We start from the raw sequence: 15,820 nt of genomic DNA, 5'->3' as shown, positions 1-15,820 counted from the left end.
GCAAGTCGCGCGCGTCGCGACCTGCTGCGCTCGCGCACCGGAAGCGAAACGGCTACCACGCGTAGCGCACGACGGCTTTGCCCGCATATGAGCGGGTCGTATCCGAAAACTCCCCTTCGAAGGTCGCTGCCGCCGACCAGCCGGCCATCCAATGCATCTCGACCGCGGCGCTGGTCAGCGCCGAATCTCTGGCTTGCGCCGCCCCATTGACGACAAAACTCGCCCCGGGCACCGCCTGGAATGTCGCGGCAGTCGCCCGGTCGGGATTGAAGTCATGCGCCCAGGCAAGGCGGCCGCGAAGAGAGAGTACACCATTTGGCACCGCGAACGACTTGTCAGTACGGAAGCCGAGCTCGCTGCGGGTATCGGTCGGACTCCTCGAGGCGTAGTTCAGGGCGAAGCTTCCGGCACCGGAGACCACCTGCTCCGAATAGGACGGCAGAGCGATCGTGGTGACCTGAGCCGCTGCGTAGGGCGCGATGCCGACACCGCCGCGCCAAGGCCCGACAAAGCGGTAGCCACCTTCGACCCGGCCGGAATAGGCGTTCGCGTTGAACGCCGCGCGAAGATGATCGACGCCTGTGATCGTCACGTAGCGATCGGTCGTGATGTCCTGCCAACCATAAGCCACCGCTGCCGAGACGTAGGCCGGTCCGTCCGTGTGGCGCATATACGCACCAACCTGAAAAAGATCAGAGCGTCCCGAACCGAGTCCGTTGATGCTGAAATTCGTGCCACCTCCGGCAAGCGAGAAGCCCGCCAGCGTGTTCGGCGAAAACAGATAGTCTGCCCCCGCAGCTGCACCGTAGATTCGGCTGGTCGTGTCGCTCGATCCAACGCTCGCTTGGCCGTTGCTCGACTGCGCCCCACCGAAGCCTGCGGTCCACACGTTCCAGTGCTGCACGAATGGCAGCGGAGGGGCTTTGGTGAACATCGCAAACGCGTCGGCCCGCCGATTTGCCTGGTTCGCCTCGCGCTCGCCCGCAAACCCTGCCCGGCCGGACCACCAAGCAGGCGCGGCCGTGCTTTGTATCGGTGGATCGGTGAGCAGCCCGATGAACTGGCCCATTGCATCGAACGTCGTGTGCTGCGGCAACGTGCCAACCTCACCTGAGGCCTGCGTCAGCCCATTCGCCGTCAGCCCAGCATAGACGAACGGAATTCCACTGCCGGTGAACACGTTGATCAGCGTATTCCCGACCGCCGCCTGGTTGCCGTTGAGCCCACCGGGAAGTGCGTAATTGAGGATCAGATCAAGGTAGACATCCTTGGTGGTGTAGCTCAGCGCGGCATGAAAATTCGTGGGCAGGTTGGTCTCCACCAAGGTGGAGAACCTCGTGTCGTTAAGGCCGCCCGCCGTGGACAGGATCGTGTATCTCTTGGTCACATAGGCGGCAGGGCTGAAGACCGCATTCACCGTGCCCGACAATGCCGCCGTTCCCGACGCGACGATCCGATCGGACGCGGTGGGCGATACCTTGACCAGATAGGTTCCGCCCGAATTCAGGATCAAATTGCCGCTGAGATTGGTCGTCTGAATCGCGGTGCTCCCGCCGGGAGCGAGCAATCCACTGTTTGTCAGCGTCATTCCGTCCCCGAGCGCAACCGAAGCGCCCGGCGCGAACACGGCCCCTGCAAGATTGTTGAAGCTGTTGGTTCCGCTGCCGAGCCTGACGCTGCCGATGATGGTGCCGGAATTGTTGACGACAATGTTGCCGGTATCGCCCAAAATCGCGCTTCCTGCGGTGCCCGCTGCGCTTGTGACCGTGCCATAATTCCTCAGAATGTTGGCGTTGCCTCCCTGCAGGTAGATGCCGGCGCCCGCTCCCGGCCCTCCGGAGATCGTACCTCCCAGGTTGGTCACGGTGGTGTTGCCTAGACTGGACGTGATGGCATGGATTGCGTAGGAGCCGTCGCCGGACGCGGTGATGTTGCCGTTCGAGCTGATGGAGCCGAGTTGGCCAAAGGATGTGGATCGCGCGAGGATGCCATCAGACCCGCTTCCGCTCGTGACGAGATTGCCGATCGAATTGATGGCGATGTCGCTGCCGAACGCGGTGATCCCCTGGGCGTTGCTTCCCGACGTCGCCAGGTTCCCTTGCGACGAGATCCTCACCAGGGAGCCGCTGCTGAATGCCGCAATGGCGGCCGAGTTATCGCCTGCCGTCGTCACGTTTCCCTTCGACGTCACCGCGCTCGAGAAGGCGCCCGCCTGCGCGACAAGGCCGTTGGAGCTGTTCCCATTTGTCGAGATGTCTCCCGTCGAGTCGAGCGTCACGACCCCGCAGCAACCCGTGCCGGCAGCGATACCAGCCGCGCCGGCCCCGCGGGTCGAGATGTTTCCCGTCGAGCTGACATGGACATTGAAGCTCGGCTCACCACCGCTGTACGCAACGATCCCCGCACCCCCATTGGTGGAGATCGTCCCTTTGAATGTGAGATCTACGTTTCGCGCACTGATGAAACTCACCCCTCCGGCCCCGGAGGTGATGATTTGAAATGGCCCGAGATCGATCGTGCCGGAAATATCGGAGGTGAATTGCCCGGTCGAAACGCCGGCGGTCCCCGAGGTCGGCGTGATGTTGGTGGTCAGTGAATTGACCAGCAACGTGGTCGCGGAGGGATTGACCGCAACGCCCGCCGACACATCTCCAGTGCAGGTTTGAACCGTACCGCCAATTGAGCAACCGGCCCGGGCTGAATCCGGCGCGACGATCAGACCCAGCAGCGCAAAACCGCCTGCACGCAGTCCGACCAGGACAAGCGGGTGTTTCACAATGAACTCTCAGAAACAGTAAGAAACTACCTGAAATATAATCGCAAGCCGACGCAAGCCGCAATCTGATCTTGCACCATACGCGCATTGAATCCTGCAGGTGCACCCGGCGGGCCCCCAAGAAGGTGTCTGCCGACGTGCCTCGACAATCGACGAGCTTGGACAGGGCGTCGCTTGTCTCGCGCGCCAACCACAACCAAGCGTATTCGTCAGGAAAGCGGCCTCAACGCCGACCGGCGCCGCCAGCCCCTCAATTGTTCGGCGGCAGCTCGCCCGGCGGGTATTGCTGCTTGCCCGTGTTGAAATCCATGATCTTGCGCGTCACGCCCGGCAGCATCGCCGAGATCGGATTGATGCGCACCACCGGCTGGCTCGGCGTTCCCACGACCTCGTAGGTCACGCCAAACAGACCCTCATTGCTGCCGCCGAGGAACAGACCGACGATCGGAATCTGGTTGAACATGTTGTTCAGCCCATACAGCGGCACGATCGTGCCGGAGGCGCGGACCTGGTTGACGTTGTAGTCGATGCTGCCTTCGAGGGTGAGGCCGAGCGTCGGTCCCTTGACGACGCCGTCACGAACCGAGAGCAGCCCGTTCTGCCGTGTGAACTCCGCGCGCAACATCGTGAAGGCGATGCCTTGCGAGGCGCCCTGCACCGCGCCGGACGCGGCGCGATCGAGCGCCTGCTCGCCCCTGACAGTGAAATTGCGAACGATCGCCAGCCCCTCCTTCGGGCTGCTGTCGGCCGTCGGCGGCTCCATCGCGAGCTCCAGCTCGCCACCCGCCATCTTCGTATAGGTATCGGCAAAGCGCAGCAGCGCGCCGGCATCATTGGTCACGAGATAGATCACCTCGCGTCCCTGCCGGCGGGCGCGCGGATCGGAGCTCGGCGCCTCGCGTCCGACCCGAATATCCGCGGTGACCGGCGTATCGCGCCCGACCTTGCCGCTGAGATTGAAGCTCTTGAAGGCGCCGCCGCGCCTGGAGAGCTTGACATCGACACTACGCAGCGCCTCGCCATTGAAGCCGGCGACGGCTCCGAGCTTGACCTCGGCATCGAAATCGAGATTCGAACGCGCCTTGTTCTTCTCGGCATCCTTGTTGGTGCCCGAGATCGCCGATTTCAGGAAGCCGCGACCGTCGAACACGTCGCCGCGCATCGACAGCTTCAAAACGCCGTCCTGGCCGCGCTCGGCCTTCAGCTGCGTCTTGTCGCCCTCCGATGGCGAATAGGTCGGGAAGTTGGCGTTCATCAGGTCGCCGTTCTGGTCGACCTCAAGCGAGCCTTTGATCGCGACCCCGCCGCCTTCGACGTTGATGTCTTCGAAGCGGGTCGATTGCTGCTTGGCGACCACGTTGAAGGTCGCCTTGCCCGCCTTGCCCGGATTCTTGACCCAACCCGGCAGCAGATTGTCGAGCTTCAGCTTGGTCAGATCCGCTTCGACGCCGAGCCGGCTGTCGCGATCGGGAGAGCCGGCGATCTTGCCGTTCAGCTTGAGCGGCACGTCGCCGGTCACGGCCGTGCCGAGATCCATGCCGAGCCGCGCACGGCTGGCATCGTCGAGCACGGCCTGCATCTTGATGTCGGCGTCGCCCTCGGTCGGCTTGCGATAGTCGAGCGTCGCCGGTTGGCCGTTGATCTTGACGTCGCCCTTGACCTGATAGCCCGCGGTATTGGCGACGATCTTCAGCGTATTGGCCTCAAGCTTCTGGTTCATCACCAGCTTTTCGGCGGCGAAGCCGCTGAGGTCCGCCGTGACCGTATAATTGGTGTCGGCCTTGGTCAGCTCCCCCTTGACCGGCATCGCGAGCGTGACATTGGCCTGGAACGTGCCCTTGGTCTGGTTCGGATCGATCGGCACCGACGAGAGGTCGTTGAGCCGATCAGAGGCGAGAATCTCCGCTGCCGCGGCGACCTGCCCGTCGACGCGCATGCGCAGACGCGACGGCGACGGCTTCGGCGCCATGTCCGGCACTTCGAACACGACGTCGGAGAAGTTCAGCTTGCGCCCCGCGGGCGTGTCGGCCACGCCCTGCCCGATGGTCACCGTGGCGGTACGCCCCGTGACATGCGCCTTCATGTCGGCATCGCGCACCGACGGCAGGCCGTCGACGGGATGCACCGTGACATTGGTCGCCAAGATGTTGACGTCCAGTCCGTCATCGGGGATCGGCGGTCCCTTGCGCGGCAGGTTGCGGGTCGGCGAGTTCACCGCGACGTCGACGCGCTGCACGTTGCCGCGCTCGATCCGTTCGATGATCCAGGCCCGCACCTCCGGCACGATCAGCGCCGGCCAGATCCGCTTCAACGCCAGCGCCGGCATCGGCGTGGCGGCAAAGCCAAGCTTCAGCCGCGGCTCGCCGGCATATTCGACGCTGCCAGTCCCGGCAACGCCGATCTCGCCGTTGGACACTTCCGCCTGCGTGAGCACCACGCGCTTGCCCTCGGTGTCGAAGCGGAAGTTGATCGAGATCCGGTTGAAGATCAGCGGCGCCTCGTTCTCGATCGCGCCGAGCAGGATGGTGCCGCCGCTCAGTCCGAGCCGCCAATCATTGACGGCGTCATTGGGCGGCTCGAGATTGGCGTTCAGCGTGATCCGGTTGGCGCCCGAGATCACCTTGAACGGAGCGACCAGCACGCGACGGCCGGCATCCCAATCCATGCTCATCTCGGCGGAGTCGATCGCCATCGGATAATCCGGCGTATCGGTATCGATGATGTTGCCGGCGCCGATATTGATCTTGCCGCGCAGATAGGTCGGCAGCCCGTCACGGGCGAGCTCGCCCTTGATCTCCCCGGTCAGCGGCAGGTCGGCCATGTAGGTCAGGTCCTTCAGGCGCAGCGCCAGAAGGATGTTGCTGGTGGAAACCTTGTCGGCCTTGATGTCTATCGAGCGCACGCCGTTGGACGGCGGCCCGACCAGCACCCGCAGCAGCCACGGCTTGGCGCCCTCTTCGCCCAGGCTCAGCGCGACGCCGCCGCCGGAGGGGCGGCGCAGGCTGAGGCTGATATTCTCGAACGTCCATTTGTTGCCGCGCTGCTGGTCGTCGACGATCAGCACGCCATTCTTCAAGCCGATTTCGTTGAGGTTCTGGCCATCGAGGCCGGTCAGGCTGAGGCTGTCGAGCCAGTCGAGACCGGCCAGCAGGCCGCTCTGGGCGCTGGTCGGCACCGTAGGTCCTGTGGCAGCCGGGTTGGCGGGTGCAGCTTGCTGGGTTGCGGCCTCGGGCACGGTCGGCGGCGTGACGGGCTGGCCCGGCCGCGGGAAGGTCGGCGGCAGGCCCGCATCGCGCTTGGAGGCAACGCCGGTGGCAAGCGGCTTGCTGGTCTCGCCGGTGGAGACCGTGACGGTGCCGTCCGGGGTGATGCGGATTGCAAGCTCGGCATCGACCAGCTTGAGGCTTTCGGCGCGGAGCTGGCCCATCAACAGGGCTGCGCCGGACAGCCGCACCTCGGCCTTGGGCGCGCTGGCCACGATCGCCTGCTCCTGATCGCGGACGACGATGTCGCGAATCCGGACCGCGATCCGGATGCGGCCGGCGCGCTCGATCTGCGTGCCGCCGACCTCGACCGTATTGCCGTGACCGATATTGTCCGCGATCGCCGCGGCGAGCCAAGGCGTCGCGAGGTCGAGGCTGATCGGGCCGGCGCCGAGCCGCAGCCACAAGCCGCCGAACCCGATCGCCAGGATCAGGACCAGAGCGACCAGCGCGATGCCGATGCGCCGCACCAGGCCGCCCTTGCGGGCCGCACGCGCCTTGCCGGGCCGGCCCGACAGGGCAGCCAAGCCCGAATCGTCGTGCGACAGCAGCCGGCGGACGCGTTGGCCGGCGATCTCGTCATGCGCTCCATCCGCGTCGTGGGGGTGAGCCGTATCCCAGTCGGCGTCATCCCACTGTTGGCCCTGGGTGTCCGCTTGCAGATGGGGCCGGTGGGGGGATGTCTGTCTTGCCATTGCCTCTCGGTGCTGGCCGCTGGTGTTGGATGCGTAGGTGACAATCTGGCCCGAGCCAGATTGGTCGCCAATGTTGCCCCGCCCGTTCACAGGCTGCGCGCTTCGATCGCCGGCATCGCCGCTTCCTCGCCGCCGCCCGTCCCACTGAAACGGGCCCAATCGAGCCGCCTGCTGTCGTCAATTCCGCGACGCGGAGAAGACGAAGCACAAATTCCTCGTCACTATACCCTGCCGCCGTGAGGTTTGCCCACCCGCTCGTGCCGACGAAGCTGCGCCTCACCACGACCGGTCGGAATATGTGACGGGGACAGCCGATCCGGAGACGGTACGAGAGTCGTCATTGCTTTGGTACTCACGCGTGCTGGTATCCGTGACTTTCACGTCGTCGCAAGAGGCGTCGCCCCCGCGTGCGCCGAAGCACGGATGCAAGATTTCCCGGGACACCGGACAAGGACGGAGACACTCTCATGATTGAGCTGCGGAAAGCGACGAAAGGAAGGCGTATGTCAAAGGAATCACAAAAGAAATCCTCCAATCCTGGAGCCCGCGATGGGATCGCGGGGAACCGGGCCGCAATGGCCGCCAAGAAGGCCGTCAAAAAGACCGCCAAGCCCGTAACGACGAAGCCTGCCAAGGCGACCAAGACGACGACAGCCAAGACGACCGCCGCCAAGAAGGCAGCCAAGCCCGCGACCAAGCCCTCGGCGAAGGCGAAGCCCACATCGCCCCTCCCCGCTGCAGGCGGAATCGTGCTCGCCGAGGGCGCCAAGGCTCCTGCCTTCAAGCTGCCGCGCGACGGCGGCGGAACCGTTTCGCTGGCCGACTATGCCGGACAAAAGCTGGTGTTGTTCTTCTATCCGAAAGCCAACACCCCCGGATGCACCAAGGAAGCAATCGACTTCACCCGCCTGACCAAGGAGTTTGCCGCAGCCGGCACCGCCGTGCTCGGCGTATCGGCCGATTCGGTCAAGGCGCAGGACAATTTCCGCGACAAGCACGATCTGGCCGTGCCGCTGATCTCCGACGAGACACATGAGATGCTGGAGGCCTATGGCGCCTGGGGCGAGAAATCCCTCTATGGCCGCAAATTCCTCGGCATCATCCGGAGCACAGTGCTGATCGGCGCCGACGGCCGCGTCGCCAGGGTGTGGCGCAACGTCAAGGTCGACGGCCATGCCGACGCCGTGCTGACGGCGGCGCGCGAGCTCTGAGATTGCAACGCATGGTGTTGGGGGAAAATTAACCATGCAGGGGTCAAATCCCTCCCGTAAATGACGCCGCTGGAAACGATGAGCTCCGGCCGGCGCGGGAGTGTCGATGTCGCATCGTTCCGGCCAGTACGCCGAATATCCCCAGCACCATTCGCATGACCGCGGACGCGCCGTGCAGCAGCGGCGCTCTCCGGTCAGTCACCCTGCCCCCGCTCCGGCCACCTCGCAGAGCGACTATACGCTGGTGCATGCCGGCCGGCAGGTCCGGATCGGTCCGGTCGTGTTCTGGATCGTCGTCGGGACGGTCAGCCTGCTCGGCCTGTGGTCAGCGGCGACCGCTACCTATTTCGCATTCCGCGACGACGTGCTGACGCGCCTGATCGCCCGTCAGGCCGAGATGCAATACGCCTATGAGGATCGGATCGCCGAGCTGCGCGCCAAGGTCGATCGCGCCACCAGCCGTCAGTTGCTCGACCAGGAGCAGTTCGACCAGAAGCTCGACCAGATCCTGAAGCGCCAGACCGCGCTCGAGGGCCGCGCCACCGCGCTGGGCAGCATTCCCGATGTGACCGGCGCGATCCGTCCGCCGGCGCGCGGCCCCGCGATCGAGCCGTCCGCCGCGCCGGCCACGCCGAAGCCGTCGCCGATCAGCGACACCGTGATCTTCACGGCGCCGCCGGACCGTGAGGCGCGGCTGGAATCGCGCAGCCCCATGCTGGCGAACGTGCAACTGAGCCAGGCGACCAAGCTCGCCGGCGTCGACAATGTGCTGACGCGGCTGACGCGCTCGCTCGACCAGGTCGAAGCGCGGCAGCTGGCGATGCTGTCGTCGGCGGAAGAGACGCTCGAATCGAAGCTGCGCCGGATGCGCGGCGTGATCATCGATCTCGGCCTCGACATGGGCCAGCTCGAAGCCGCGGCCCCGAAGGGCGCGATGGGCGGCCCCTTCGTGCCGGTGAAGCTCGGCGCAGAATCCGGCCCGTTCGAGCGCCAGCTCTATCGCATCAGCCTCACCCGCGCGCAGGTCGAGAAGATGAACCGCACGCTGTCGCTGGTGCCCTATCGCAAGCCGGTCATCGGAGAGGTCGAGTTCACCTCCGGATTTGGCGTGCGCTCCGATCCGTTCCTCGGCCGGCCCGCGATGCACACGGGCCTCGATTTCCGTGCAGCCACGGGCGATCCGGTCCGCGTCACCGCAAATGGCAAGGTGGTCAATGCTGGCTGGTCAGGCGGCTATGGCCGCATGGTCGAGGTCGATCACGGCAACGGCCTGTCCACCCGCTATGGCCATCTCTCCGAAATCAACGTCAAGATCGGCCAGCAGGTGAAGATCGGCGACATCATCGGCGAGGTCGGCTCGACCGGTCGCTCGACCGGCCCGCACCTGCATTACGAAACTCGCATCGACGGCGAGGCGGTCGACCCACAGAAATTCCTGCGCGCCGGCGTCCGGCTCAGCGCCGGCTGACGCGGCCATCGGCCGAGCCCAATTCTCCCCTGTCTCGCCAATGTTGCAGCGGCGCCATCGCGGATGGCACTGCCTTATCGCTTGGCCGGCAGCAGGAAGACCTGACCCGGATAGATCAGGTCGGGACTGCGGATCTGCTCGCGATTGGCCTTGTAGATCACGGCGTAGCGCGTCCCACCGCCGAGCAGGCGCCGGCTGATGTGCCACAGGCTGTCGCCGCGGGCGACGGTGACGGTGACCATTTTCGGCTCACCTCCGCCGGCGTGGGCGACCGCGTCCTGGGAACCACCCGCGGCTGCGAGCGCCGTGCGCTGGGATGCCGGAGTGCCGCTTGCCTTGCCTGTGGATCCCGCGGCTGACGGCAGCGAGGCGGTCGTCGAGTCCTCCGGCAGACTCAACGGCACCTCGGCCCGGGCCTGAACCGATCCCGACTTCGGGTCAACTTCGTCGAGCCGGATCCGGTCGTTGCTGGCGCGCGCCACGTCCTTGCCGATGGTGATGCTCACGCGTCCGTCGGCAGCTGCTATCGCCGAGGAGATCAGGCGATCGTTCAGGTAAAGTCTCACGGTCGCCCCCGGCCGCGCGCGGCCGCTGACCCGGAGGATGCCGCTCGGCTCGACATCGACCGCGTCCACCGCGAGCGCCTGCGGGATCGATCCCGAAGGCTTCGAGAGAACGCGGGTCGGTTCGCCGGGCGCGAGCAAGGCCACGGTCGCCGGCTGTCGGCCGGCCTCGACGATGACGGCAACGCTCTGTCTCGAGGACAGCTCTCGCCCATCCGCAAGCTTCGCCCGCAAGGTCAGATCGTAGGTGCCCGCAGGAAGCCGTCGTGGAACCATGGCAAACTGCCCGGAACGGTCCGCAACGGTGCGATCGTGGACCTCGCCATTGCGCAGCAGTTCCACGGCGGCCCCAGGCGTCGCCCGGCCCGCGACGACGGCGTCACCCGACGGGTCGACGTTGACCACGTCGAACGCCGGCAAATCGCTATCCGCACTCGGCTGAGGAACGAGCGGGCTCAGCACGTCTGCGAGACCGCCCGCCTGCTGCTGCATCTTGGCGAGCGGGTTTGCAGCCCGATCCTGCTCCTGAGCGCCAGGAGTTTGCACGGCGACCGCGCCCGATCCAGGCTGAGCCGGCGCCCCTGCGCCCGCTGCCGTCTTCTCCCCGGCGGGGGATGGAAGATCAAAATTGATGGCTGGGTCGAACACGAGGATCAGCGCGACCGCCGTCACGGCGACGGCCACCACGCCGAGGACGATGCGGATCACCGCTTTGCCGCTGACGATCATGGGTCGCTCCATCCCTGGTCGATTTCGCTCGTGCTTGCGCCGAGCCGTTACGAGCACCCTCTATACACCATCGCGGCGAGGCCGGCACGCTTCCGCAAAACTCCGGACCGCCGCGCCCGATGTGAGCCGCCACAAGGTTGACGAGCGCAGCTCAGCCGCACCCGAGCGCCGCAAGAAAGTGCGCGAGGTCCTGCCAGAGCTCGTTTGGCTCTTCGAGGCCGATGCTGAGCCGGACCAATCCTTCCGCCGGATTCCAAGGGCGCACCGTGCGGCCGGCCGCGACGTCCATCGGCGCGATCAGGCTGTGGGTGCCGCCCCACGACGCGCCAATCGCGAACAACCGCAGATGACCGAGCGCAACAGGGATCCGCGCCGTGAACTCCGGCCGGATCACGATGCTGAAAACGGCGCTCGCGCCAATGTAATCGCGCGCAAAGATCTCGTGACCCGGACAGGACGGCAGCGCCGGATGCAGAACACGCGCGACCGCCGGGACGCTCTGCAGCCGTTCGGCAAAGTCACGTGCGACACGGCCGCTATGCGCGATGCGGACGCCCATCGTCTCGATGCCGCGCAAGGCCAGCGCCGCCTCGTCGGGCGACACGCCGATGCCAAGTACGCCCAGCACCTGCTTGAGCGCGTTTCGCAGCGCGAGATCCTTGACCGTGATCGAACCCAGCAGCAGATCGGAATGGCCCCCGACATATTTCGTCAGCGCCTCGATCGCGAAATCGACGCCATGCGCCAGCGGCTTGAACAATAACGGACTGGCCCAGGTGTTGTCGCAGCCCGTCAGCACGCCCCTCGCCTTCGCGACGGCGGCGATCGCCGCGACATCCTGCACCTCCATCGTTCCCGATCCCGGCGACTCCAGCCATATCAGCTTCGTGCTGGCATCGATAAGGTCAGCGATGCCGGCGCCGATCAGCGGATCATAGACCGCATGGGAAATGCCGCGCGACGCGAGATAGTCCTCGCAGAGGCTTCGTACCGGCGGATAGACGTGATCCGGTATCAGCACCTTGTCGCCCGGCTTGAGCACCGCAAGCATCGTCGCCGCGACGGCTGCCTGCCCGGACGGAACCAACACCGTGCGTTCGCCGCCATGCAGCGCCGTCAGTTGCGCTTCCAGGGTCCGCGTCGTGGGCGTTCCATGCAGGCCGTAAGTGTAGCCGTCCAGGCCGCGCTCCGCGCGATGCACGAACGCCTGCGGATCGCCATAGACAATGGTCGAGGCGCGATAGGTCGGAACCGCGAGCGACGAAAAGCCGTCATGGGACACGGCGGGGTGCTGAACACAGCGCGTGAGGTCGTGCATGAAAATCCTCGTGAGGAGACGTCGCAGCGATCGTAGCCAAACCGCATCACGGACGCGAGCGCTGCGTCCGCAAAGTCCATCACGCAAGATGTCTTGACGTCACCAAACCGACTCGCGCCGGTGAGCACACCAAATGGAAGGGGCGAGCCGCAGCCCGCCCCATTTGGTGCTCTATCCGAACTTGTTAACGGGAGGCCCTCAATCACCAGACCGCTACGTCGTTGGCAAAACCTCTTTCCACGCATTCGACATAGATACCACGACCAGCATCTATTCCCCTTGAGGTTGTGTCAATCCGACAACTGGGGTGCAGTCGAGAACAAAGCAGCCGGTCCTCAGAGTTGAATCAGCGATGCGTCCATCGAACAATGGCAGCTCGGTTGTCTGCTCCTTCATTCTCGGAGGAGGTTAAGTAATGAGTCATCATGAAGAGAACGAGTTTACGGGCCTACCGTCTGGGCGTAGATCTCGGCGCCAATTCGCTGGGCTGGTTCATGGTCTGGCTCGACGATCACGGGCAGCCCGAGGGCCTTGGCCCGGGCGGCGTCAGGATCTTCCCCGACGGCCGTAACCCGCAGTCCAAGCAATCCAATGCGGCCGGTCGCCGTCTCGCGCGCAGTGCACGACGGCGACGCGACCGCTATCTGCAGCGACGCGGAAAGCTGATGGGCTTGCTGGTCAAGCACGGCTTGATGCCCGCCGATGAGCCTGCCCGAAAGCGATTGGAGTGCCTCGATCCCTATGGTCTCCGCGCGAAAGCGCTCGATGAAGTGCTGCCTGTGCATCATGTCGGCCGGGCGCTGTTTCACCTCAACCAGCGCCGCGGCTTGCTTGCCAATCGAGCGATCGAGCAAGTCAACAAGGACGCCAGCGCGATCAAGGCCGCGGCCGGCAGACTGCAGACATCGATGAAGGCGTGCGGCGCGCGCACGCTCGGCGAATTCCTCAACCGCCGTCATCAGCTCCGCGCCACGGTGCGCGCCCGCAACCCTGTCGGCGGCGACGTCCAGGCGCGGTATGAATTCTATCCGACACGCGCGATGGTTGATGCGGAGTTCGAAGCCATCTGGGCGGCACAGGCGCCGCATCACCCAACGATGACGGCCGAAGCGCATGACGCGATACGCGAGGCGATCTTATCTCAACGCGCGATGAAGCGACCGTCGATCGGGAAATGCTCGCTCGACCCCGCCACCAGCCAGGACGACGTCGACGGCTTTCGCTGCGCCTGGTCGCATCCCCTGGCGCAGCGTTTCCGCATCTGGCAGGACGTCCGCAATCTGGCCATGGTGGAGACGGGCCCGACGTCTCCCAGGCTTGGCCAGGAGGATCAGGACAAGGTCGCATGGGCGCTGCTACAGAGCGACCAACTCAGCTTCGATGAGATCCGCCGCCTTCTCGGATTGCCGTCGGACGCGCGGTTCAACCTTGAAAGCGACCGGCGTGATCACCTCAAGGGCGACGCAACCGGCGCGATCCTGTCCGCCAGGAGACATTTTGGCCCGGCATGGCATGACTGGTCCCTGGATCGTCGGATCGACATCGTCGCTCTGCTGGAGAGCGAGCTCGATGAAGCAGCGCTCATCGCCTCGCTCGGGACAGCTCACGGCCTTGATGAAGCACCTGCGCGGCGGGCGTTGTCCGCCTTGCTGCCCAACGGATATTGCAGGCTTGGACTAAGGGCGATCAAGCGGATCCTGCCGCTGATGGAAGCTGGCAGGAACTACGCGGAGGCCGCCGGCGCAGCCGGCTATGATCACGCTTTGCTGCCGAACCGCAAGCTCTCTCTCACCGGCTACCTGCCCTATTACGGACAATGGCTGCAGAACGATGTCGTGGGCTCGGACGATGAGCGCGAGACCAACGAACGGCGCTGGGGTCGCTTGCCGAATCCCACCGTTCACATCGGGCTCGGCCAGTTGCGACGCGTCGTCAATGAGCTCATCAGGCGACATGGACCGCCAGCCGAGATCACCGTCGAGTTGACGCGTGACCTGAAGCTGTCGCCCCAACGTCTGGCGGAGCTCGAACGCGAGCAGGCCGAGAACCTGTGCAAGAACGACAAGCGCACCGCCCTATTGCGCAAGCTCGGGCTCCCCGTGAGCGCGCCCAATCTCCTCAAGCTTCAGCTCTGGGACGAGCAAGGCGATGTTGCGAGCGAATGCCCCTATACGGGCGAGGCGATCGGCCTTGAACATCTGTTCTCTGATGATGTGGATATAGATCACCTCATTCCATTCTCGATCAGCTGGGACGACAGCGCCGCCAACAAAGTGGTCTGCATGCGCTACGCCAATCGTGAGAAGGGCAATCGAACGCCATTCGAGGCCTTTGGCCATTGCCGAGGCAGACCGTACGATTGGGAGGCCATTGCAGAACGCGCAGCGCGCCTGCCGCGCGGCGAGCGCTGGCGCTTCGGTCCGGGCGCGCGGGCGCAATTCGAGGAGCTCGGCGACTTTCAGGCACGCCTGCTCAACGAGACCAGCTGGCTGGCGCGCGTCGCCAAGCAATATCTCGCAGCGGTCACCCACCCGCACAGGATCCACGTTCTGCCGGGCCGGATGACGGCGCTGCTCCGCGCAAAATGGGAGCTCAACGATCTGCTGCCCGGAAGCGACGACAGATCCGCGAAAAGCCGCAAGGACCATCGTCATCATGCCATCGACGCGCTGGTGGCGGCACTGACGGACCAGGCGCTGCTGCGCCGCATGGCGAGCGCGCATGACGACACGCGACGGAAGATCGACGTTCCCCTCCCCTGGCCGACGTTCCGGACAGATCTCGAGACCAGGCTGAAGGCGATGCTCGTATCGCACAAGCCCGATCACGGCCTGCAGGCCCGCCTGCATGAAGACACCGCCTATGGGACCGTCGAACATCCCGAAACCGAGGACGGCGCGAATCTGGTCTATCGGAAGACCTTCGTGGACATCAGCGAAAAGGAGATCGACCGCATTCGCGATCGCCGCTTGCGAGACCTCGTCAGAGCCCATGTGGCCGGCGAAAGGCAGCAAGGCAAGACGCTCAAAGCGGCGGTGCTGTCATTCGCGCAGCGCAGGGACATTGCTGGTCACCCGAACGGCATTCGCCATGTCCGGCTGACCAAATCGATCAAGCCGGACTATCTGGTCCCGATCCGCGACGAAGCCGGCCGCATCTACAAGTCTTACAATGCGGGTGAGAATGCCTTCGTCGACATCCTGCAAGCTGAGAACGGTCGATGGATCGCGCGGGCCACAACCGTCTTTCAGGCCAATCAAGCAAACGAGTCGCGCGACGCTCCAGCCGCGCAACGGATCATGCGGGTCTTCAAGGGCGACATGCTGCGGATCGATCACGCCGGCGCGGAGAAGTTCGTGAAGATCGTCAGGCTTTCGCCTTCGAACAACCTGCTCTACCTCGTCGAACATCATCAGGCGGGCGTGCTTCAGACCCGCCATGACGACCCTGAGGATTCGTTCCGATGGCTCTTCGCCAGTTTTGACAAGCTTCGCGAATGGAACGCCGAGCCTGTCCGGATCGATGTGCTGGGACAGCCCTGGCGGCGCAAGCGCGGCCATGAAAGCGGAAGCGAGGACGCCGCTCGCATCGGCCAGACGCAATCTAAAAAAATGGCCCTGAAGCCAGGGCCATGCGCTGAGGGGCGAAGATAGCGGTCTGGTGATTGAGGGCCAACCGCAACTGTGCTCCACACCTTCAACGCGCCAGGGCATCATAGCGGTCTCGTGAACGAAAGCCACGCACAACTTGGCCGTATCGCTGATCGCGCATGAAACCTCGCGCGCCGGCTGCGCCGC

General features: G+C 64.9%; 7 protein-coding genes. 3 read left to right on the top strand and 4 right to left on the bottom strand.

The genetic code is table 11. The annotated features are described in order from the left end of the window. Window positions 1-52 precede the first annotated feature (52 nt). Together ACVIJ6_RS29475 and ACVIJ6_RS29470 are read right to left on the bottom strand one after the other, a co-directional pair. The gene (locus ACVIJ6_RS29475) at window positions 53-2,776 is read right to left on the bottom strand and encodes an autotransporter outer membrane beta-barrel domain-containing protein (RefSeq protein WP_456775583.1); all 2,724 of its coding nucleotides are present in this window, start codon (window positions 2,774-2,776) and stop codon (window positions 53-55) included. Between the two features lie 250 nt (window positions 2,777-3,026). Further along, complete coding sequence (locus ACVIJ6_RS29470; RefSeq protein WP_456775582.1) at window positions 3,027-6,734, bottom strand: YhdP family protein; 3,708 nt, start codon at window positions 6,732-6,734, stop codon at window positions 3,027-3,029. A gap of 503 nt (window positions 6,735-7,237) precedes the next feature. On the opposite strand from ACVIJ6_RS29470, the gene ACVIJ6_RS29465 reads away from it, so the two are divergent. Together ACVIJ6_RS29465 and ACVIJ6_RS29460 are read left to right on the top strand one after the other, a co-directional pair. Further along, window positions 7,238-7,945, top strand: a complete 708-nt coding sequence (locus tag ACVIJ6_RS29465; protein WP_456775581.1) for a peroxiredoxin — start codon at window positions 7,238-7,240, stop codon at window positions 7,943-7,945. A gap of 106 nt (window positions 7,946-8,051) precedes the next feature. Beyond that, window positions 8,052-9,413, top strand: a complete 1,362-nt coding sequence (locus tag ACVIJ6_RS29460) for a peptidoglycan DD-metalloendopeptidase family protein (protein WP_456775580.1) — start codon at window positions 8,052-8,054, stop codon at window positions 9,411-9,413. 74 nt (window positions 9,414-9,487) lie between these two features. Here the strand turns inward: ACVIJ6_RS29460 and ACVIJ6_RS29455 are convergent, their stop codons facing one another. Together ACVIJ6_RS29455 and ACVIJ6_RS29450 are read right to left on the bottom strand one after the other, a co-directional pair. Continuing rightward, window positions 9,488-10,705, bottom strand: coding sequence for a LysM peptidoglycan-binding domain-containing protein (locus tag ACVIJ6_RS29455; protein WP_456775579.1), 1,218 nt, complete (start codon window positions 10,703-10,705; stop codon window positions 9,488-9,490). A gap of 151 nt (window positions 10,706-10,856) precedes the next feature. Then, the gene (locus ACVIJ6_RS29450; protein WP_456775578.1) at window positions 10,857-12,023 is read right to left on the bottom strand and encodes a trans-sulfuration enzyme family protein; all 1,167 of its coding nucleotides are present in this window, start codon (window positions 12,021-12,023) and stop codon (window positions 10,857-10,859) included. 425 nt (window positions 12,024-12,448) lie between these two features. Between ACVIJ6_RS29450 and cas9 the strand changes: the two genes are divergently transcribed. After that, window positions 12,449-15,676: a type II CRISPR RNA-guided endonuclease Cas9 gene (cas9, locus tag ACVIJ6_RS29445; RefSeq protein ID WP_456775577.1), complete on the top strand. Its 3,228-nt coding sequence runs from the start codon at window positions 12,449-12,451 to the stop codon at window positions 15,674-15,676. Window positions 15,677-15,820: the final 144 nt, after the last annotated feature.

Source organism: Bradyrhizobium sp. USDA 4369, from assembly GCF_054056435.1.
This window is presented reverse-complemented; position numbering and strand designations above follow the sequence as displayed.